This window comes from Variovorax sp. 10N432, from assembly GCF_056394465.1.
Window position 1 is genome coordinate 1 of sequence record NZ_JBFTHX010000045.1, and the last position, 20594, is coordinate 20594.

General features: G+C 64.7%; 20 protein-coding genes and 2 pseudogenes. 13 read left to right on the forward strand and 9 right to left on the reverse strand.

The genetic code is table 11. From position 1 onward, the window contains the following. Nucleotides 1-158 precede the first annotated feature (158 nt). Together AC1DF3_RS31485 and AC1DF3_RS31490 are read left to right on the forward strand one after the other, a co-directional pair. Nucleotides 159-323, forward strand: a pseudogene (locus tag AC1DF3_RS31485) (transposase domain-containing protein); the annotation flags it as partial. A gap of 36 nt (nt 324-359) precedes the next feature. Further along, nucleotides 360-944, forward strand: coding sequence for a plasmid pRiA4b ORF-3 family protein (locus tag AC1DF3_RS31490; protein WP_478142050.1), 585 nt, complete (start codon nt 360-362; stop codon nt 942-944). Nucleotides 945-1057: 113 nt separating this feature from the next. On the opposite strand, the gene AC1DF3_RS31495 is transcribed toward AC1DF3_RS31490, so the two are convergent. Genes AC1DF3_RS31495 through AC1DF3_RS31510 form a run of 4 tightly spaced genes read right to left on the reverse strand, consistent with a single transcriptional unit; the run spans nt 1058 to nt 4596 of the window. Continuing rightward, nucleotides 1058-1672, reverse strand: a complete 615-nt coding sequence (locus AC1DF3_RS31495) for a glutathione S-transferase family protein (protein ID WP_478142007.1) — start codon at nt 1670-1672, stop codon at nt 1058-1060. Then, nucleotides 1669-2454: an SDR family oxidoreductase gene (locus tag AC1DF3_RS31500; protein ID WP_478142008.1), complete on the reverse strand. Its 786-nt coding sequence runs from the start codon at nt 2452-2454 to the stop codon at nt 1669-1671. The genes AC1DF3_RS31495 and AC1DF3_RS31500 overlap by 4 nt, the downstream gene beginning before the upstream one ends. Nucleotides 2455-2514: 60 nt before the next feature. After that, entirely contained in the window at nt 2515-3930 is a 1416-nt protein-coding gene (locus AC1DF3_RS31505) for an FAD-binding oxidoreductase (protein ID WP_478142009.1), read from the reverse strand. 6 nt (nt 3931-3936) lie between these two features. After that, complete coding sequence (locus AC1DF3_RS31510; protein WP_478142010.1) at nt 3937-4596, reverse strand: aspartate/glutamate racemase family protein; 660 nt, start codon at nt 4594-4596, stop codon at nt 3937-3939. 147 nt (nt 4597-4743) lie between these two features. On the opposite strand from AC1DF3_RS31510, the gene AC1DF3_RS31515 reads away from it, so the two are divergent. From AC1DF3_RS31515 to AC1DF3_RS31550, 8 genes are all read left to right on the forward strand, one after another. Continuing rightward, nucleotides 4744-5661, forward strand: coding sequence for a LysR family transcriptional regulator (locus tag AC1DF3_RS31515; RefSeq protein WP_478142011.1), 918 nt, complete (start codon nt 4744-4746; stop codon nt 5659-5661). A 197-nt stretch (nt 5662-5858) separates the two neighbouring features. After that, nucleotides 5859-6638 (forward strand): SDR family oxidoreductase, encoded by a 780-nt coding sequence (locus AC1DF3_RS31520; RefSeq protein ID WP_478142012.1) that lies wholly within the window; start codon nt 5859-5861, stop codon nt 6636-6638. 11 nt (nt 6639-6649) lie between these two features. Continuing rightward, nucleotides 6650-8143, forward strand: a complete 1494-nt coding sequence (gene hydA, locus AC1DF3_RS31525) for a dihydropyrimidinase (RefSeq protein WP_478142013.1) — start codon at nt 6650-6652, stop codon at nt 8141-8143. Nucleotides 8144-8204: 61 nt separating this feature from the next. Continuing rightward, complete coding sequence (locus AC1DF3_RS31530) at nt 8205-9059, forward strand: transporter substrate-binding domain-containing protein (protein ID WP_478142014.1); 855 nt, start codon at nt 8205-8207, stop codon at nt 9057-9059. Then, nucleotides 9059-9799: an amino acid ABC transporter ATP-binding protein gene (locus AC1DF3_RS31535; RefSeq protein ID WP_478142015.1), complete on the forward strand. Its 741-nt coding sequence runs from the start codon at nt 9059-9061 to the stop codon at nt 9797-9799. The genes AC1DF3_RS31530 and AC1DF3_RS31535 overlap by 1 nt, the downstream gene beginning before the upstream one ends. After that, nucleotides 9796-10476: an amino acid ABC transporter permease gene (locus AC1DF3_RS31540; RefSeq protein WP_478142016.1), complete on the forward strand. Its 681-nt coding sequence runs from the start codon at nt 9796-9798 to the stop codon at nt 10474-10476. The genes AC1DF3_RS31535 and AC1DF3_RS31540 overlap by 4 nt, the downstream gene beginning before the upstream one ends. A 7-nt stretch (nt 10477-10483) precedes the next feature. Then, nucleotides 10484-11155: an amino acid ABC transporter permease gene (locus AC1DF3_RS31545; RefSeq protein WP_478142017.1), complete on the forward strand. Its 672-nt coding sequence runs from the start codon at nt 10484-10486 to the stop codon at nt 11153-11155. Between the two features lie 63 nt (nt 11156-11218). Next, nucleotides 11219-12151, forward strand: a complete 933-nt coding sequence (locus AC1DF3_RS31550; protein WP_478142051.1) for a dihydrodipicolinate synthase family protein — start codon at nt 11219-11221, stop codon at nt 12149-12151. Nucleotides 12152-12234: 83 nt separating this feature from the next. On the opposite strand, the gene AC1DF3_RS31555 is transcribed toward AC1DF3_RS31550, so the two are convergent. Together AC1DF3_RS31555 and tnpC are read right to left on the reverse strand one after the other, a co-directional pair. Next, nucleotides 12235-12765 carry a hypothetical protein gene (locus AC1DF3_RS31555; RefSeq protein ID WP_478142018.1) on the reverse strand — a complete coding sequence of 177 codons (531 nt, stop codon included), beginning with the start codon at nt 12763-12765 and terminating at the stop codon, nt 12235-12237. Beyond that, a pseudogene (gene tnpC, locus AC1DF3_RS31560) lies at nt 12735-13763 on the reverse strand (IS66 family transposase); the annotation flags it as partial. The gene AC1DF3_RS31555 and the pseudogene tnpC, both read right to left, overlap by 31 nt. 247 nt (nt 13764-14010) lie before the next feature. Between tnpC and AC1DF3_RS31565 the strand changes: the two are divergent. Next, nucleotides 14011-15084, forward strand: coding sequence for a lipase family protein (locus AC1DF3_RS31565; protein ID WP_478142019.1), 1074 nt, complete (start codon nt 14011-14013; stop codon nt 15082-15084). A 60-nt stretch (nt 15085-15144) separates the two neighbouring features. Continuing rightward, a complete protein-coding gene (locus AC1DF3_RS31570; RefSeq protein ID WP_478142020.1) occupies nt 15145-15414 on the forward strand; it encodes a hypothetical protein in 270 nt (89 codons plus the stop codon). 436 nt (nt 15415-15850) lie between these two features. Here the strand turns inward: AC1DF3_RS31570 and ltrA are convergent, their stop codons facing one another. The 3 genes from ltrA to AC1DF3_RS31585 all read right to left on the reverse strand — a co-directional run bounded on the left by ltrA (nt 15851) and on the right by AC1DF3_RS31585 (nt 19093). After that, on the reverse strand, nt 15851-16921 hold the full coding sequence (gene ltrA / locus AC1DF3_RS31575; protein ID WP_478142021.1) for a group II intron reverse transcriptase/maturase: 1071 nt from the start codon (nt 16919-16921) through the stop codon (nt 15851-15853). Between the two features lie 511 nt (nt 16922-17432). Next, nucleotides 17433-17975, reverse strand: coding sequence for a hypothetical protein (locus tag AC1DF3_RS31580; protein WP_478142052.1), 543 nt, complete (start codon nt 17973-17975; stop codon nt 17433-17435). 20 nt (nt 17976-17995) lie between these two features. Further along, a complete protein-coding gene (locus AC1DF3_RS31585) occupies nt 17996-19093 on the reverse strand; it encodes a UvrD-helicase domain-containing protein (RefSeq protein ID WP_478142022.1) in 1098 nt (365 codons plus the stop codon). 103 nt (nt 19094-19196) lie between these two features. Between AC1DF3_RS31585 and AC1DF3_RS31590 the strand changes: the two genes are divergently transcribed. Further along, on the forward strand, nt 19197-20558 hold the full coding sequence (locus AC1DF3_RS31590; protein WP_478142023.1) for a serine hydrolase domain-containing protein: 1362 nt from the start codon (nt 19197-19199) through the stop codon (nt 20556-20558). Nucleotides 20559-20594 lie beyond the last annotated feature (36 nt).

Below are 20594 nucleotides of genomic sequence, written 5' to 3' on the forward strand. Positions count from 1 at the left end.
TGTCGCTCAGGCAGGGTCTGAATCTCGCCCACGTCAGGATTAGTCGGCGACGTGCGAAAGGGCGTGGTGAATGTCATGGGTGCTTCCTATGAGGTATCGTTGCGCCTGGCATTCTAGGAAAAACAAAGAGCAAAGGCAAACGTTTGCACAAACGTTAGTTCTTCGGCTCCGAGGGCGGAGGCGAGCGTGCCGCGGGGATCTACAGCTTGGTGGAGTCGGCGAAACTCATCGGACTGGATCCCGAGAAGTTATTGCGCGACGTGTTCGAGCGCATCGCCGAGCACCCCATCAACCGCATCGAAGAATTGCTGCCCTGGAGCGTCGGCCGATGCGCTGAGCAACAACGACACCGCATGACCATGGCGACCAAGACACCCCGGAAACGAATTGCTGCAACCACCATCCTGCAACTGCGCATCGAATTGCGCGGTACGAAGCCCAAGATCTGGCGCCGGGTGCTGGTGCCGCAGACCATCACGCTGCGCAAGCTGCACTCGGTGATCCGGGCTGCCTTCGGGTGGAGCGGGGGCCATCGGCACGAGTTCATCGCCGGTGACGGCGAGCGCTTCGGCAGCCCCGACCCGAGGTACGACGACGCCGAGGCCGTCAGCAGCGACAACGTGCGCCTGACCACGGTGCTGCGGTCCTCGACGCTGAGCTATGTCTACGACTTCGGAGATTACTGCGACCATCGCATCACGGTGGACAAGACACTCCCCGGCGATCCGCTGTTGGAGCTTCTGTTCTGCATCGGAGGGGCCGGGGCAACGCCGCCCGAGGATTGCGGGGGCGTCTCCGGGTATGAGGACTTCGTGCGCGCCATGGCCGATCCGGACCACCCCGAACATGCGCACCATGCGCAGTGGCTCGGCGCCAATACCTGGGACCAGGCAGCGTTCGACAGCATCGAGGTCAACGACCGCCTCGGCCAGATCAAGCTATGAGCAGCTGACGGCCCGTCGAGAGGTCAAGAGGGCCTCGGTCGCACGCTTACCGAGAAAGCGCAATATCCGACTGACGTCAAACGCATCGACTGGGGGATCGTTCGGCGCCAGGACTATGACTTGGTGCGTTCGAAGGCAGGCACGCGTTTTGCGAAGTCGTCCAACCATTGCGCGAGCGGCGGATGCGTGACGCGCCACCTGCCCTCGAACCGAAGATCCAGATAGCCGAGCGCCGCCGCAAGGGCAATCTCTCCGATATGTGGGCCCACGTCGCGCCGCGCGGGCAACTGCACCGAGAAAGCGTCCAGAGCCCGCTCGACCTTGCTGCGCTGGTTTTCGACCCACGACTCCATCTGGTGGGTCTCGGGGCGAAAGCGTCGTTCGTACACCTGCAACAGCGCCGCGTCGAGCAGGCCGTCGGCTAATGCCTGCTGGCGCAGCACGCCGATGCGTTCGAGCGCGCCTGGCGGAACGAGTATGCCGCGGCCATCGATCGCGTCCAGGTACTCGACGATCACGCGCGAGTCGAACAGCGCCTGGCCGTCCTCGAGCAGCAGCGTCGGGATCTTGCCCAGGGGGTTCTGCTGCCGCAGGCTGTCCGCTGGGTCGCTGGTATCGGCGTTGACGACGCGCACGTCCGCCGTGAGGCCCACCACGTCGATCGCCATGCGCACCTTGCGCCCGAAAGGCGAGGCAGGCGAGGTGCGAAGCACGCGAATGCCGGTCACACGTTTGCCAGCAAGCCGCCGTCCACGCGAACGATCGAGCCGGTCACATACGACGCGTTGCGGCTGGCCAAAAAGGCCACGACGTCGGCGTACTCCTGCGGGTCGCCATACCGGCCGACCGGAATGCTGGCGGTGCTTTCGTTCGTCACCTCCTCTTTCGGGCGGTTCTCGCGCTTGGCCTTCTGCTCGTCGAGGAACTTAATGCGGCCCGTGGCCACCCGGCCCGGCAGCACGATGTTGCAGGTGATCCCGTCCTTGCCGACTTCGCGCGCGAGCGTCTTCGACCAGCCGAGCAGCGTCATGCGCAGCGCGTTCGACAGGCCCAGATTGGCAATGGGCGCGACCACGCCCGACGAGGTGCTCGTGACGATCCGGCCGAAGTTGCGCTCGCGCATGCCGGGCAGCACGCGATCGGTGATGGCGATGACCGACATCACCATGCTCTGGAAGTGCTGGCTCCAAAGCTCGCTGGTCTGACCCGACACCGGCGTGGGCGGCGGCCCGCCGGTGTTGTTGACGAGCACCTCTACGGGCCCCAGATCACTTTCGATGCGCGCGACGTTCGCGTCGATCACCGACAGGTCGGCGAGGTCCCAGGGCAGTGCGATGGCTTGGCCGCCGGTTTTCGAAATCTGCTCAGCCACGACGCTCGCTGCCGCGAGGTCGATGTCGGCGAGCGCGACACGTGCGCCCTCGCGAGCGAGCGTGCGCGCGATGGCGCTGCCCAGGCCGCCGCCGGCGCCTAGCACCAGCGCTGTTTTTCCCGAGAGTCCGAGGTCCATGGATGTGTCCTTGTCGTTATGCAGAGAGAGAGGGAGAGGAAGTAAGGGAACCGGGCGCGCTCAGATCAGCTTGCCTGGATTCATGATCTGGTTCGGGTCGAGTGTCTGCTTGATGCGCATCATCAGGTCGAACTCGACCTCCGACTTGTAGTGCCGCAGCTCGTCTCGTCGCAGCTGACCGACGCCGTGTTCGGCGCTGATGCTGCCGTTGGCGGCCGAGACGATGTCGTGGACGATGCGGTTCAGGCGCGCAGTGAAGGTGGCCAGTTCGTCGGGCGAGGTGCCGAGAGGCAGCAGCACGTTGTAGTGCAGGTTGCCGTCGCCCAGGTGCCCGAAGTTGACGATGGGCACGCCCGGAAACTCGGCCTGCAGTGCGGCGTCGGCCTCGTGTGCAAACGTGGCGATGGCCGAGATGGGCAACGCGATGTCATGCTTCACGGCCTTGCCCGCGCGCATCTGCGCCTGCGAGATGCCCTCGCGGATCTTCCAGAAGGCCTGGGTCTGGACGCCGCTCACGCTCACCGCGACATCGTCGATCAGTTCCTGCTCCAGCGCGTCGCCGAGTCCGCTCTCGAGCAGCTCGGCCAGGCCTTCACCCTGCGTGTCGGCCAGCTCGATGAGGGCATGGAATGCATGGGCCGAGCCCAGCGGCGCGCGTACGTCTGCCACGTGCGCGAGGATGAGCGACAACGACTCGGCCGAGAGCATCTCGAAGGCCACCAGCCGCTCGCCGCAGGCCGCGCGCAACTGTGCAAGCAATCGCACCAGCGCGTCGATGTCCTTCGCGCCCACCCATGCGGTGGCGCGCGCCACAGGGCGCGGGTGCAGCTTGAGCACCGCCGCGGTGATCACGCCCAGCGTGCCTTCGGAGCCAATGAACAGGTCGCGCAGGTCGTAACCGGTGTTGTCCTTGCGCAGCGCGCGCATGCCGTTCCAGACGCGCCCGTCGGGGAGCACCACCTCCAATCCCAGCGCCAGTTCGCGTGCATTGCCGTAGCGGAGCACCGCGATGCCGCCGGCGTTGGTGGCCAGGTTGCCGCCGATGGTGCAGCTGCCCTCAGAGCCCAGGCTCAGCGGAAAGAAGCGGTCCACCTCCTGCGCGGCCGCCTGGATGTGCGCGAGCAGCACGCCGGCTTCGGCCGTCAGCGTGTTGTTGAGCGGATCGACCGCGCGGATCGTGTTCATGCGCACCATGCTCAGCACTACCTGCGCCCCGCTGCCGTCGGGCGTGGCCCCGCCGCTCATGCCGGTGTTGCCGCCCTGCGTGACCACGGGGGTATGGGTCTCGTGGCAAATGCGCATCACCTCGGCGGTCTGCGCAGTGTCGGCAGGGCGCACAACGATGCTGCTACGGCCGGTCCACTTGTTGAGCCAGTCGGTCTCGTAGGGGGCCTTGGCGTCTTCGTCGCTGACGAGCCCGGCGTCGCCGACGGCGGCGTGCAGGCGCTTGAGGAGTTCGGGGTGCATGTTGCTCATGTGGTGTTACCAGCCCAGTTGAATGCGGCCGAGGGCCATGGAGACAGCCGCCTGCGTGGGCTCGACCACCGGCAGGCCGGTAGCTTCCTGCAGCGGCGCGCGAAAGGGCGCCATGCCGGCGCAGCCCATGACCAGCACGTCCGCGCCGTTCTCGTCGCGCAGGCGCTTGCCTGCGTCGACCATGGCGGCAAGCGTGGCCTGCTGGTCCGACAGTTCAGCCACGGTGCGGCCGATGGCCGCCTCGCCCGCCACGCGCTGCGCGATGCCCATGGCGCCCCAGTTGCGCCAATGGCGGCCGATGGGGCCTTGCAGGATGGCGATGACGCCGAAGTGCTGGCCCAGCGTGAGCGCGGTGAGTGCGGCGCACTCGCTGATGCCGAAAGAGAGCGCGCCCCTCATCTCGCGCAGCATGTACAGCCCGGGGTCGCTGAAGCAGGCGGTGACGAAGCCGGCGGCGTCGCCCAGGTGCTCCTGTGCGAAACGGTGCACCGACAGCGCGGCGCGGTCGACGTCGTGCTGCGTCTGCACGCCGCTCGGGCCGTCGGCCAGTGTCACGCACTCGATGCGCGGGCCGTCCGGCCGGCGAAACGGCGCCATGGCTGTGTCAATGCCGGCGGTGACGGCCTGGCTGCTGTTGGGGTTGATGACGTAGAGAGTCTTCTGCATGGCAGCCTCGTGACCTTGGAAACTCGAACACATTGGTATGACCCGGCAAGGGAGGCGCCGAGGGCTCGAAGTTTAGGAGCGCATGGGCGCGTCGACACTTGCCAATTCATGCGTCATCATTAACACCTTGTTATTTCATCCCCCATCATGTCATTCAATCTGAGGCAGATCGAGGTCTTTCGGGCCGTCATGATCACGGGCTCCATCCGCGGGGCCTCTCAGCTGCTGTTTGTGTCGCAGCCGGCGGTGAGCCGCCTGCTGTCGCACACCGAGGCCCGTGTCGGGTTTCCGCTGTTCGAGCGCATCAGGGGGCGGCTTCACGCCACGCCCGAGGCCAAAAAGCTGTTCCACGAGGTCGAGCAGGTCTACGCGGGCGTCAAGCGGGTGAACGAGCTGGCGCGCGAACTCAGCGAGCACCAGGAAGGCATCCTGAACCTGGTGGCCAGCCCGAGCGTGGGCCAGATGGTCATTCCCATGGCCATGGCCGAATACCGGCACAACAACCCGCAGGTGAAGCTCACCTTCCATTACCTGGGCCACACACCGCTGATGGAGCGGCTGCTGAACCGGCAAGCCGACCTGGCGGTTTCGATCCTCCCGGTGAACCATCCGAACCTGGAGATGGAGGAGATCGGCAGCGGTCGGCTGGTGTGCATCTGTCCCTACAACCATCCGCTGGCCCGGCGCGCCACGCTGGCGGTGGCCGACCTGCTCCCATTTCCGCTCATTTCTTACGACAGGGCCTCGCCTTTCGGTGCCATGGTGGGCGCGCTGTTCGAAGCCAGAGGCGAGGCTGTGCGGGCCGCCATCGAGGCCGGCTCGCCGCAGAACGCCTGCGCCCTCGTGCAGGCCGGCGCGGGCATCGCGCTGGTCGACGAGTTCTCGGCACGCAGCTGGGCGGCCAGCAAGTTCGTGGTGCGGCCGGTACTGAACGCGCCGGTGCTCAAAGCCACGCTCGTGCGGCTGCGCACCGAGCCCATGTCGCAGCTGGCGCAGGCCTTCGTCGAGGTGCTGCAGGGTGTGATGGAGCGGGAGGGCTTCCGGGTTTCTACCCAAGAGACTTAACAACATGTTAAGCATGGCGCTCAAACTGTCACGCGACAGCACGGGTCCGCGTCGGAATAATTGCCGCAACAAAACGCCCGATCTGGAGTGCTTTCCATGCCTGCCATCGCCATCCGCTCCGCGCGACACGAATACCTGTTGCTGACAGATGCGCGCCAGCCTGCACGGGGCGTTAAGGCGGTGCGGGGAGCCGGGCGGTGAAGCTCGGGCTCCACGGCCGACACGCGCTGGTCTGCGCATCGAGCCGCGGCCTCGGACGCGCCTGCGCCGTGTCGCTGGCCGGCGAAGGCGTGAGCCTGACGCTGGTCGCACGGGGCCGCGAAGCCCTCGAAGACACGGCAGCACACATACGCCGAACGAGCGGCGTGACGGTGCATGCCGTAGTGGCCGACATCACGACGCCAGCGGGGCGCGAAGCCGCGCTGGCCGCGCACCCGGCGCCCGACATCCTCGTGAACAACGCAGGCGGACCCAAGCCCGGCCACTTCAGGGATTGGGACCGCAACACCTGGATCGCAGCGCTTGACGCCAACATGCTCGCGCCCATCGAGATGATCCGCGCCACGCTCGACGGCATGGTGGCGCGCCGCTTCGGACGCATCGTGAACATCACCTCGGCCGCCGTGAAGGCGCCCATCGACATCCTTGGCCTGTCCAACGGCGCACGCTCCGGCCTGACCGGTTTCGTGGCCGGCCTGGCGCGCCAGAACGTGGCGCACAACGTCACCCTCAACAACCTCTTGCCCGGTCCCTTCGAAACCGAGCGGCTGTTGGAAACCGCGCGCCAGTGGGCACAGGACCGCGGCCAGGACGAAGGCGAAGTGCTCGCCCGCCGTCGCGCCGCAAACCCGGCCGGGCGCTTCGGACTGCCGCACGAATTCGGCGACGCCTGCGCCTTCCTGTGCAGCGCGCAAGCCGGCTTTATCACGGGACAGAACCTGCTGCTCGACGGCGGTTCGTACCCGGGCACCTTCTAGCCATGACCGTCATGAACGCGACCCCAGACAAACCCTTCGACCTCACGATCCGCAACGGCCGCATCTCCAATGCGGACGGTAGCCTCAACGCTGACATCGGCATCTCTGACGGCGTGATCGTGCAGATTGCGCCAAACCTGCCGCCGGGCACGCGCGACGTCGATGCCGCAGGTCGCTGGGTGCTCCCGGGCGGGATCGACAGCCACTGCCACATCGAGCAGCTCTCGGGCATGGGCGTGATGTGCGCGGACGACTTCTATTCGGGCACCGTGTCGGCCGCGTTCGGCGGCACCACTACCATCCTGTCGTTCGCGGCGCAGCACCGCGCCGACAGCATTCCTGAGGTGGTGGCCGCCTACGGCAGGCTGGCGCGCGAGAAGGCGGTGATCGACTACGGCTTTCACCTGATCCTGACCAATCCGGACGAGACAGCGCTGCGCGAGCACCTGCCCCAGGTGATCCGCGGCGGCATCACATCGCTGAAGGTCTACATGACCTACGACAAGCTCAAGCTCGACGACTACCAACTGCTGGAAGTGATGTCGGTGGCAGGGGAGGAAGGCGCGCTTGTAATGATGCACGCCGAGAACCACGACATGATCCGCTGGATCGCGCACCGCTTGCTCGAGCGCGGCCACGTGGCGCCGAAGTTCCATGCCGTGGCGCACGACGCGTTGGCTGAGTCGGAGGCGACGAATCGCGCCATCGCACTCGCACGGCTGGCCGACGTGCCCGTGCTCATCGTACATGTGGCGGGACGCGAGACGGTGGACGTGATCCGCAATGCACGCCGCCTGGGCGCAGCCGTGTACGCAGAGAGTTGCCCGCAGTACCTGTTCCTGGAAGCCGACGACAGCGACAAGCCCGACATGGAAGGCGCCAAGTTCTGCTGCAGCCCGCCGCCGCGCGACGCTGATTCGCAAGAAGCGGTGTGGGCGGGCCTGAAGGACGGCACGCTCGGCGTGTACTCGTCCGACCATGCGCCCTACCGCTTCGACGCCTCGGGAAAGCTGCCGAAAGGTGACGCCACCACCTTCAAGGAAATGGCCAACGGCGTGCCGGGCATCGAGCTTCGCCTGCCGCTGCTGTTCTCCGAAGGCGTGATGAAGGGGCGGCTGGGCATCGAGGAATTCGTCGCGCTCACGTCCACCAACCATGCCCGCATGTATGGCCTTGCGCCGCGCAAGGGCGCCATCGCCGTCGGCTCCGATGCCGACATCGTGCTGTGGAATCCCGAGCGCACCGTCGAGGTAAGCGCCGCGATGCTGCACGACAACGTGGGCTACACGCCCTACGAAGGCCGCGTGCTGCAGGGCTGGCCCGAGCAGGTGTTCAGCCGCGGCCGCTGCGTGGTGCGCGACAACGCGTTGCAGGTCGAGCGCGGAACCGGTGAGTACATCGCGCGCGGGCGGCCCAATCCTCTCGCCAGCAGGCCCGCCGCATCGCTGGAGCGTGGGCGCTTCAGCGAACTCGTGGGCCTCGTGCGCACGAACGCAACGAACTGATTTCCTTCCTTGAGCCGGACACCCCCGGCCGTCCTTAGATCACCCACCCAGGAGTTGAACCATGAAGTCCCCATCTCTTTCTTCGTGCCTTCGCGCCATGCCCTTTGCGCTGCTCTGCTGTTTCGGCGCGACCGCCTCCCTGGCTCAGGCGCCGCTGCGCACCGCGGTCGACGCCACCTTCGCGCCGCATGCGATGGCCAAGCTCAGCGGCGGCGTGCAGGGTTTCAACGTCGACCTCGGCGAGGAACTGGCCAAACGCCTGGGCCGCAAGATCGAGATCGAAGCCGCGGAGTTCTCGGGCCTCGTGCCGGGCCTGAACAGCCGCCGCTACGACTTCCTGATCGCGCCAGTCACGGTGACGCCCGAGCGCGCGAAGTCGCTTCTGTTCACCGAAGGCTACCTGGACACCGATTACACCTTCCTCGGCGCCAAGGCGGCACCCGCCATCGAAAAGCTCGAAGACCTCAAGGGCAAGACCGTGGCGGTCAACAAGGGCTCCAACTACGAAGGCTGGGCCCGCGACAACGCTGCGAAGTACGGCTTCAAGTTCGATGTGTACGGCGCCAATGCCGACGCGGTGCAGGCCGTGCAGTCGGGCCGCGCCGACTACAACCTGGCCGGCACCACTGTGGTGGCCTGGGTCGCCAAGCAGAACCCGAGCCTGAAGACCAGCTACACCATCAAGACCGGGCTGGTGTGGGCACTGCCGTTTCGCATGGACGACAAGGCCGGGCGAGACGCCGCGTCGAACGCGCTCAAGTGCATGAAGCAGGACGGCACCGTCGCCAAGCTCGCGGTGAAGTGGTTTGGCTTCCAGCCCGCTGCCGACAACGCCGCCGTGAAGATCGCCCCCGGCACCGGCGTGCCCGGCACCGACGGCTACGACCCGACCCCCGTCACCCCCAAGTGCGCCTGATGCCCATTCTGGAAGTCTCCGGACTGCGCAAGTCCTACGGCGGCACCGAGGTGCTGCGCGGCGTCGACCTGCATGTGAATGCGGGCGAACTGGTGTGCGTAATCGGGCCTTCGGGCTCGGGCAAGAGCACGATGCTGCGCTGCTGCAACCTGTTGGAGACGCCCACTGGCGGGCGCATCCTCGCCAACGGGCATGACGTGACCTCGGCCGCGGTGGACATCAACCGCCTGCGCCAGGACATCGGCATGGTGTTCCAGCAGTTCAACCTGTACCCCCATCTTACGGCGCTGGACAACGTGTCGCTCGCGCTGCGCAAGGTGCAGCGGCGCCCCAAGGCTGAAGCCGAGGCGCTGGCGCACGTCGCGCTCGAACAGGTGGGGCTTGGGGGCAAGGCCAGGTCGTTTCCCGCCGAACTGTCGGGCGGCCAGCAACAGCGCGTGGGCATCGCGCGCGCGGTCGCGCTCAAGCCGCACGTGATTCTTTTCGACGAGCCCACGAGCGCGCTCGACCCCGAACTGGTGGAAGACGTGCTGAACGTGATGCGGAACCTGCGCCAGCGCGGCATGACCATGCTGGTGGTCACGCACGAGATGTCCTTCGCCCATGCGGCCGCCGACCGGGTGGTATTCATGGACGGCGGAGTGGTGGTCGAGCAAGGCAGCGCAGCCGATGTGTTCGAGCGCCCGCGCGAGGCGCGCACGCAAAGCTTCCTGGCTCGCTATGGAAGCCGGCGGTCATGACGGGCGGTGACAGCGGATTCTTCTTTACCTTCTTCAACCTCGCGGTTGCGAAGCAGTACTGGCCCAACATCGCGGCCGGCATGCTGGTGACGGTGGGGGTGGGCATTGCGGTGGTCGTCACGGGCACGGTGCTCGGACTATGGCTGGCGGTGGTTCGTGCGCTCGGACGTCGCGCACTGGCGCTGCCCATCGTGGCGTTCGCGGACATCATGCGGTCATTGCCACCGCTGGTGGTTCTCATCGTCCTGTACTTCGGGCTGCCCGCGCTCGGGCTGCCGCTGTCGGCCTTCGCCGTCACCTGGCTGTCATTGTCGCTGGTGCTGGCCGCGTATGCGGAAGAAAGCATCTGGGCCGGCATCTGCGCCGTGCCTTCGGGGCAGCTCGAGGCGGCGCGCTCCACCGGTATGCGCTGGTGGCAGGCGATGCGCTGGGTGGTGCTGCCGCAGGCGCTGCGTCGTGCGGTACCGCCGGTGACCAACCGTGTGATCTCGATCACCAAGAACACCGCGCTGGGCTCGGTGGTGGCGCTCAACGAAATCTTGAACATCGCGCAGGGCGCGAGCAGCTACGCAGGAAATCCCACGCCTTTGATGATGGGCGCGTTCGCGTACTTGGTGGTGTTTCTGCCGCTGGTCGTGTTCTCGCGATGGCTCGAACAGCACTGGCAGCAGAGGTAGGAATGGCATGGAAAGTCTGATTCAGAACTTCTTCAACCTCGAAATCTACGCCGAAGTGTTTCCGCACCTACTGCGCGGCCTGTGGACGACGGTGTGGCTGTCCGCGCTGGTCATTCCGCTCGGCGCGGCCGCGGGGCTGGCGCTGGCGCTCGGCTTCACGCAGTCAGGCAGCCGCGCGGTGCGCTGGAGTATCGTCGGCTATATCGACTTCTTCCGTGCATTTCCACCGCTGGTGCTGCTCATCCTGATCTATTTTGGTGGGCCGTTCCTGGGCATCGAGCTCGGCAAGGTCACTGCGGTGGCGCTTGCCTTCGTCCTGAACAATGCGAGCTACTACGCCGAGGTGTTCCGGGCGGGGCTGGAAGGCGTGGTCAAGGGTCAGATGGAGGCTGCGCGCTCCACCGGCCTCACCCGCGCCCAGGCGCTGCGCCATGTGGTGGTACCGCAGGCCGTGAAAAACGTGCTACCCGACCTCGTGGGAAACAGCATCGAGATCGTAAAGCTCACCAGCGTTGCGAGTGTGGTAGCCATGCCCGAGCTGCTACGTGCTGCGCGCGATGCGCAGTCGCTGGTGTTCAACCCATCGCCGGTGATGCTGGCCGCATTCATGTACCTGGCGTTGCTGTGGCCGCTCACGCGCTGGCTCGGCCGTCTTGAACACCGCCGTGCGCGCCGCTGAGACCAAGCGGCAGTCAACAAAAAAACTCTCTCATCCAAAGGAATCCCCGTGACCACAGCCCAGATGACCAAGATCAGCGAGACGTCGAAGGGCGTCTACATCATTGCCGCGACACCGTTCACCGACAGCGGCGAACTCGACCTGGAAAGCACCGACAGCCTGACCGACTTCTACCTGGAGAAGGGCGTCACGGGCTTCACCATCCTCGGCATGATGGGTGAGGCGCCCAAGCTCACCGAGGCGGAAACGCTGACCGTGATGGACCGCGTGTTGAAGCGAGTCGGCACGCGCGCACCCGTAGTCGTGGGCGTCAGCCATGCGTCGAACCGGCACGTGGAACGCCTGTCGAAGACCGCCATGGATCAGGGCGCCGCCGGCGTCATGCTGGCTCCCGTGGCCAACCTGAAGACGGACGAACATGTCTACAACTACTACGCCACTGTGGCGAAGCTGCTCGGCCCCGAGATCCCGATCTGCCTGCAGGACTTTCCGCAGTCGACTGGCGTGCACATGTCGGTGTCGGTGATCCACAAGCTGATCGACGACTTCTCGCAGGTCGTCATGCTCAAGCACGAGGACTTTCCGGGCATGCGCAAGCTCAGCGAAGTGCGCGAGCAAAGCGCGGCCGCGGGTCGCCGCCGCATCAGCGTGCTGGTGGGCAATGGCGGCCTCTTCCTGCCGCAGGAAATGCTGCGTGGCGCGGACGGTGCGATGACGGGTTTTGCCTACCCGGAGATGCTTGTGCAGGTATGCAAGCTGTTCGACGAAGGCCGCGACGAGGAAGCGGAGGATCTCTTCAATGTCTACCTGCCGCTGCTGCGTCACGAGTTCCAGTACGGGATCGGCCTGGCGCTGCGCAAGGAAACGTTGAAGCGTCGCGGTGCGATCCGCTCGGCATATGTGCGGCGCCCGGGACCGTTGTTGAATGGGACGGATATGGCTGAACTCGGTCGCCTGATCCAGCGCTTGGAGGAGAGTAAGGCCGTGCGCGGTTGACAAACAGCATGGCTTCGTCATTGAGCTGATGGGGCTGGCCGGCAGTGAGCGTCCAGTCGACCCATCTTGACCGGCCGCGCGGTTCATCGGGGCTGCAGCTGCGCTCCGACGTAGGCGACGCACTCGACGAGGTTGAGGGCCGCCAGCAGCAGGAACTTCTCGGCGTCGGTTCGCACGCGTAGCAGGTCGTGCTCGCCGAGGTAGCCGTACACGAACGCGAGTAGGTAACGCTCTGGGTGGTCAACGCAGAACCGCGTGATCATCTGCTCGACGAGGTCCGGCGGCACCCCCTCGGTAAACCCGATCGTCGCTGTCAGCCGCTGCAGGCAGGTTTCCTGCACGTCTTCGGTGATCGTGGGGAAGGCGTGCCCGCTGCGCTTCATCGCCTGGAAGATCACCAGCAGAACGTGGATCGGCACCTCGAGTTGCAAGGTGTCGACCCCGAAGCGCGGCAGCACGAGGACGGAGGCGAGCAGGTTTGGCTGCAGAGCGTAGATTTCGCCAGCCAGCTCAACCTTCTGCTGCGCGCTCATGCGGTTGACGTCGATGTTCGCCCGGACCATCACGTCCTGCGTTATCAAGGTCATGGTGCCGCGTTGGACGCTGGCTGCCATCGGTGCGGCAGCAAGTCCTCGATCCGACTGTTCGGTTGCGTTGGTAGGCGCTGCAGCACGTCGCGCAGGTAGGCCCAGGGGTCATGGCCGTTCATGCGTGCCGACTGCACGAGGCTCATCACGATGGCGGCCCGCTGGCCGGCCAGTTCGCTGCCCACGAACATCCAGGCTCTGCGTCCCATCGCCCACGGCTTGATTTGGCGCTCCAGATGGTTGTTGTCCAGCGCAACCGCGCCGTCGCCCAGGTGCCGGGTCAGCGCGGTCCAGTGCGTCAGCGTGTAGTCGATGGCCTTCGCCATCGGGCCACCGTCGACCACGAGCCGGCGCTCCAGTCGCAGCCACTGCTGGAGCTCCTCCCACAGAGGCTTGGCGAGCCGCTGGCGTTGCGCCCGGCGCTCATCGTCGCTGAGGTCCTTGAGCTCAGCCTCGACCCCGTAGATGCGCGCGAAGCGACGGACCGCCTCCAGGCCCACCACGCTGGTGCCGTCGTGCGTCAACTCTTCGAAGTTGCGGCGCGCGTGCGCGGCGCAGGCGGCGCCGAAGCGGTCCGGGTACAGCCGCGGATCGACCACGGTCTCGTAGGCGCTGTAACGGTCGGTCAGCAACGTGCCCGACCATCGTTCGCCGTGTCTTTCCTGGCCTCCCAGGAATGTCATCGGGTACTGCGCCCCGCGCCCCGGGCAGAACTCGTAGATCACGCCGGGTACCGCGTCGTGCCAGCTTCTGGCGTAGGCCCAGACGTAAGCTCGGCGCGTCTTGCCCGCACCAGGGTCCAGCAGGGCCACTGGCGTCTCGTCGGCGTGCAGTACCGCGCAGCTGAGGATGAAGCGCCTGTGCACCTCGTGCAGTGGCTCCAGCGCCGCACCCGCCCGGCCGGCGATGGATGCCAGTGTGGAGCGCGGCGTGTGCACGCCGCTGCGGGCGTTGATCGTCTCTTGCCGGTAGTAGGGCAGGTGGTCCACGAAGCGGCTGATCAGCGTGTGCGCGACGAAGCCGCTGGCAGCCGTGCGGCATCAGTGCTGGCCGTCGTCGGCGCGGCGACTGCGTGGATGATGCCTTTGACCCACTTCAATCCGCGCCATCGCGGAGGGGCAGCGCCCAAGAGCGTGAACCTGACCCGCTCCTGGAACGTCGTTTGCCTCATGCGGAATGGCCAAACTTGAATCGCGTAGCGGGATAGCGCCAGACAAAGCCGGTGACGGTGTCGCCGCGGGGACCGGAATATTCTCAAAGACAGCCGCCGACATGAGCCAACCAAATGCCCTCGCCGCCATGAGGCCACGTGATACGCGCCCCGGCATTGCGGTCGATATACCGAACAAGAGGAGACAGAGTAATGGGTTTCAAATGGCAAAGCGCTGCTGCGCTAGGAACGTGCATGGCGGTGGCGGTGGCGGTGCGTACGGCAGCGCTGAGCCCGTCCGCGGCGAACTTCTGGAGCCCGCTGAGGAAATCGTAACCTTTTCGGAGGCCCAGATTGATGCGTTGACGTCGGCATCGAAAATTCGGTCTATTACAGGCAAGGCACGCTGCGGCGTGCGGATGGCACGGCTGAACTATCGCACTGTTGGCGTCAGGGGCGAGTGGACCAACGCTTCCGACGTCTTCCTGATGCCGCATGGCCCCAGGTGCGAGGGCGGGGCCACGTTGCTCGCCTACGGCAAAGGAACCGATGTCGTGCGCCCAAGAACCCTGGCCAATGCGCAGGATGTCGAAACGCAATTCCTGATGTCGATGTACGCTGCGCAGGGCTATGCCTATGCGGTGGTGGCCAGCGACATGCTGGGCTTTGCCGGGTCCGGCTACGGCTTCCACCCCTACTTGCACCCTGATTCGGAGGCAAGCGCAACAATCGATGCCCTGCGCGCCGCCCGCCGGGCTGTGATGGCCGCGGGAGGAACCCTGAATGGCAAGGTTATGGCTACCGGGTATTCGCAAGGCGGGCACACGTCGATGGCGACCCAGCGCGCGATCGAGCGCGACTTCTCCGACGAATTCGACTTCGTTGCAGGCGCTCATCTCGCCGGGCCCTACAACCTCTCCGCCACGATCCGCGGCGATCTGCCCATTGCGGGTTCGCAAGTCACCTTGCCCTACATGATCACGTCGTACCAAAAGACCTACGGCGACCTGTATCGGGAGCCGTCGGACGTCTTCCGATTGCCATACGCCGAGTATGTCAACGATCTGCTTCCCAGCGAGACACGCAATCTGGCCACGCTGGTCACGTCTGGTCTGCTGCCCTCCGGTACCCCCGAAGTTGTCAAATCCTTGTTGCTGCGCGAAGAGTTCCGCGTGGACTACAGATCGAATCCCTAAAACGGTTTCTACAGGGCCGCGAAGCAAAACGATCTGCTGAACTGGACGCCTCGGGCGCCGATGCCGCTGTGCGGCGGTGCCGGCGATCCCACGGTGCCGCTGGCGGTTCACCAGGTGCCTGCCGAGGCGGCGTTCAGGTCACGCGGCGCCGTGGATGTCACCTCTGTGGACGTCGACAACCAGATCCAAGCTGCTTTCGGCGTCGATGGCAAGGCACCCGAGCCGTCTGATCCCGCATTTGCTCTCTACATGGGCGCGTACCACAGCCAGAACGAAGGAACTTTCTGTCATGCGCTGGCCCGTCGCCACTTGGATACGCATAACCGCTGACCGCTCGGCGTTGCGCTGCCCCCAACTTTCGTAGCACTTTGATCGAGCGGTCGAGGGTTTGCATGGTAGGTGATGCGGCGGTTTACGCGGTGAACAAGGCCCCGATTTGCACGAAAGATCGCGGTAGGGACGCCCATTACTGGTCGCCCCCCGCTCAGATCACGTGCCCAATTCGGGCATACGGCTCCTACCTCGGGTGCGTGACGGCAAAGCGCTGCTGCGGCCATGGATGAAGGATGCGGGGTGTAGGAAGCCAGTGCGCAGCGATCTTCGCGATCCGCTCCCACGTCATCCGGTCCTTCTGGCTGCGCCGCCGTAGCGTGCGTAGCCATTGCCTTGTGACGTGGTATGGAATGCCCCGAGTGCCCGACTGTTCGTGGGCACCGCGTGGTACGCGAAGCAGCCCGTGACCACAACTTTCAGCCATCTGCCTTGCTCAGGAGGTGTCGTGCATGCGTTCACGCAACTGTCGCTTGATCTCCTTGAGCCTCGCCCGCATGCGGTCTGCGCGTGTTTTGCGCTGGAGCAGGAATGTTCCCCGCCGCGACTTACCGCATATGAACGTGAACCCCAGGAACGTGAAGGTCTCTGGTTTTCCCAATCCCGCCCGCTCTCGTCGTGACGCCGCCAGGCGGCCGAACTCCAGCAGGCGGGTTTTCTCCCCATGCAGTTCGAGCGAGAACTGCTCGAACCTCTCTCGCATCGCGTCCCAGAAGCGCCTCGCATCGGCATCGTGCTCGAAGCCGACCACGATGTCGTCGGCGTAGCGCACGACGATCACATTGCCCGTGGCTTCGCGCCGCCGCCATTGCTGGGCCCAGAGATCGAAGACGTAGTGCAGGTAGACGTTCGCGAGCAGCGGTGAAACCACTGCCCCTTGAGGTGTCCCCTTCTCACTGACGCTCCAGTTCCCGTCCTCCAGAACGCCCGCCTTGAGCCACTTGCGCACAAGGCGGATGATGCGCTCGTCGCCAATCCGGTGCTCCAGGAACTTGATCATCCATTCTTCGGAGATTGCGTCGAAGAAGCCTCGAATGTCCGCGTCGAGAATCCAGTTCACCGGGATATCGCTGATCGCCACCGCCAGTGCATCCATCGCATCATGCTGGCTGCGTCCGGGCCGAAACGCGTACGAGAAGCCGAGGAAGTCTTCCTCGCAGATTGCGTTGAACACTGCGACGACTGCGCTTTGGACGATCTTGTCTTCCAGCGCAGCGATTCCCAGTGGGCGTTGTTGGCCGTCCGGCTTCGGTATGAACCGACGCCTGACGGGTAGCGCCCGGAAGCTTCCGCGATGGACCTGCGCGTTCAGCTCCTGGAGGTTTCCCTCCAGGTTCGCCTCGTAGTCCTGCCACGTCACGCCATCCACTCCGGGGGCGGCGCGGCGCTTGAGCGCCAAGAACGCATCCCTCAGCCGGTCGATCGTCACGTGGTGAAGCAGCGCGGTGAACTTCTCCTTCTGCCACTGCTTTGCAGCTTGCCGTACACGGTCCAGCCCCTGTGACACGCTACCGCGACTCTGTGTTCGACGCGTGCGCGGTTGGCCCGTGTTTCCCTTGGTCCCCGCCCTTGGCGCCACCCACTCCGCAGCCGGTTGCCCGGCCTTGTTCGCAGGCTTCATCGCTACTATGGCGGAGTCTGATTTCTCGGATCCGTTCATCATCGGCTACGGCTCCTCGCCTTCCCGATGCGGGCCAGCCGCCGAGGCGGCTGGTCGGACCCGAGGTCTCCCGGTTCCCGATCAAGGAGCGTGCTCACGTGCCAGGGTCTACGACCACGCCGGGTCGATCGAGTGCTCGCGATTGCGCACTCGACCATATTGCCTTCCGTCATCGTAACGACGTCGGCACCCAGGATAGGGGGTCTATCGTGGCTCAATGGCTGGCCTATGCGTACCCCTGTCAACGCTTCGCGCCACACCTCGCGATGTGACGCGCATGACTCGGGGACAACATGAATCGCTACTTCTTTGCTGTCAGGGACTTGCACCCTTTACTCCTTGCCGGTCTCCCGGCGCACTACGACAACCCCTGAATGCGCAAGGCACCCAGTCGGACCTCCACCGGCGGCGTCTCCCAGAGATCCGCTTGCAAGGAGGGCCAGTACTTCTCGGACGTCTGGAGTCGCGTGCGCACCATGATCGCCACGACCGCGGCGGTGCCTCCTTGCAATGGGATTTCGTCGACGCTCGTGGCCAGCCTCCCAACGATTTGACCGTTGGTCGAATGAACGAATCGGTCTCTCAGTTCAACCAGATCCCCGGGGCGTAGGGTCGCGATCGCCCGATGGACCGGATGGGAAGGCGGGCTGCGTCCGGCAAACCCAATGTCCATGTTGGCTGCCCCGAGCATGACGTACTGACGTTCGAGGTCTGCGCGTTGCTGAGGCCGGAGGGCCGGCAAGCAGTTCTGCACCCCGCCGACCGTCCCAAGATCGACTAAGTACGGGTTGCGCCCGCCCTCTGCCCGCATCAAGGTGAGCGTCTGGCGCGCGCGTGTCAGGGCAACGTAGAGCAGCCGTCTCTCGCCCTCATGGTTCCAGCGCCAGTCTGCGCAGTCCATCACGATGACGTGGCCGAATTCTAGGCCCTGGCAGCGTGCGCCGTCATGAGCTTGATGGCGCTGTCCCGGCCGTCGCGTCGCATCTCGCCCGCAGCATCGTAGAAGAGCTCCAGCACTTCGGCCGCCGGGAGGATGTCCGCCTGAAGCGACGAGGCAACGTCCTCGACGATCTCCTGGAAGTCCTGCAGCGCGGCGTTTCGGGGTTGTGCGCGCCGTTGGCGATTCAACTGCCTGCGCAACGCGCCCAGTCGGACCATACGCAGCCGGCGCCGGCGCAGCACTTGCGCCAGTGCCCAGCCTTCACGTGTTCGCATTCGCGAGATCTGCCCCTTGGCGGCCTCAGGCCCCGTGATCTCGCGGGGCAACCCCTCGACATCACATATGGCCCGCATCTTCTCCAGCGGGGCATGCGTGCGACAGAGCGCGGCGATCTCCGACAACTTCACCGCAGGGTGAATGCGTCGAATGCGCTGAATCTCTGCATAGACCAGTTGGGCCTGAGTGTTCGGGCTGGTTGGGCTGGTGAGAAGTCGCACCGCACCGTGACTCTCTGGGTCCACCTTGGTCCATCGCCCGCCGTGCGGATCGTCCTTGCGCCGGGCGTCGATCCGAATCGGATGATCGACCTTCATCCGGTCAGCGCCGCGCTGGATCACATGGTTGGCCGCCGAGATGATGTTCTGGGTGGAGCGGAAGTTCTCGACCAGGTAGGTGAGCTCCTCTTCGTAGTCGGCCCGGAAGCGCTGGATGAACTCAACGTTCGCGCCCTTGAACGAGTAGATGTTCTGGTCGTCGTCTCCCACTGCCATGATGCTCAGCTTGCTGTCCGCATCGACACGCCGTTGGCCGGCCAAGGCGCTGACCAGGGCGTACTGCTGCTCGTCGATGTCCTGGTACTCGTTGACGAAGATGTATTCATACCCCTGCAGCTGCCGATCACGGATCTCGTCCGCATCGGTCAGAGCTGGACTCCTGCCTCCAAGCAGATCGAAAGCATCCCGGAGCATCTGATTGAAGTCGACCGCGCTAACAACATGCAGACAACCTAAATCCTCGGATGGCCGAAAATTGGTTGCGCCGGCCGCGACAAAGGGCTTGACGGCGCCGCGGCTATTCATCTAGCATCTCCGCACGCAAACGTTTGCACGACCGCACCACTTTTATGCGTGCGAGCTTGTGCAGCCCCCGCTCTTCTTCGCCCCTTCGCAAAAAGGCACATTCATGCGCTCTGAATCCTCGAACTTCCGCCGACCGCTTATTGCATTAGCCCTAGGGTGTGCACTTTGCGCACCATCGATGGGCGCCCACGCGCAGTCCTCCATTCCGACCAGCAAGCCGGCGCTGCAGTCCATGACAGTCTCACGCGATCCTGAGAAGCTCGGGTTCTCTAAAGCGCGCCTCGATAGGCTGGGTGGCATCTTCGAAGAGAAAATTTCCTCAAAGATGTGGCCAGGCTCTGTGAGCATCATTGCGCGAAACGGACATCTTGTTCATTTTGAGGCGCACGGCACCATGGATCCAGCTGGCAGTAGGCCCATGCGCAAGGATTCGATCTTCCGGGTCATGTCAATGACCAAACCGGTGGTCGCAGTGGCCGCGATGACGCTCGTGGAAAAGGGAGTCCTCAATCTAGATGACCCTGTCGAACGCTACTTGCCTGAACTTAAGGGTTTGAAGGTCGCAAACCCGACAAATCCCAGCGCTCCAATAGCGCTGGAGCGCTCGATCATCATCTACGATCTGCTACGCCACGCATCGGGTTTGGTCTGGGCGCGCGCTGTTGAGCCGACCCGACCCGCGTATGTGAGAGACATTGCAAAGGCATATGAGGCGGCGGACCTGCAGCCGGGCGCCACCAATCAGACGCCTGAAGAGTTTTTGACTAAGCTCGCCGCCATTCCCCTGGCCTATCAGCCTGGAACAGTTTTCGACTATGGCATCTCCTCCGATGTGCTCGGTGTTGTGTTGGAGCGTGTCAGTGGACAGAGACTGGATCAGTTCGTGAAAAAGACCATTTTCGAGCCATTGAAGATGAAGGACAGCGATTGGTATGTTCCGCAGGACAAACTCGGACGACTCGCAGATGCCTTCGACCAGGATCCTATGAAGGCGGCGGTCTGGCGTAATGCCCCCCCAGAGCCGACGCCGGGACCGGCCATCCGCTACGCGGGTGGTGGAATGTTCTCCACCGCCCAAGACTACTTCCGCTTTGCTCAGATGGTATTGAATGGAGGGGAGCTCGATGGCGTGCGGGTGCTATCGCCCAAGACTCTCGACTTCATGATGGTGAACCACATTCAAGGACTAGGCGGCTCGCCGGCGGCCATATCGGGGTCCGGATACGGCTACGGGTTGGGCTTTGGCGTTCGTCTCGACCTTGGCGGGAGTGTCGTACCGGGCAGCGTGGGCGACGCTTATTGGCCAGGAATCAGCGGCACCTCCTTCACCGTAGATCGCAAGGAAGGACTCGTCGCGTTGTATTTGGTTCAGGCGCCTTCCAACCGCATCTCGGCCCGACACATGTTCAAAGACGTCGTCTATTCCACGATGTTGCACAGAAATCCGCAAGCGACCGCAGATTGAGGCAGGGCACACGCTCAAGTTAAAGGATCAATCGCA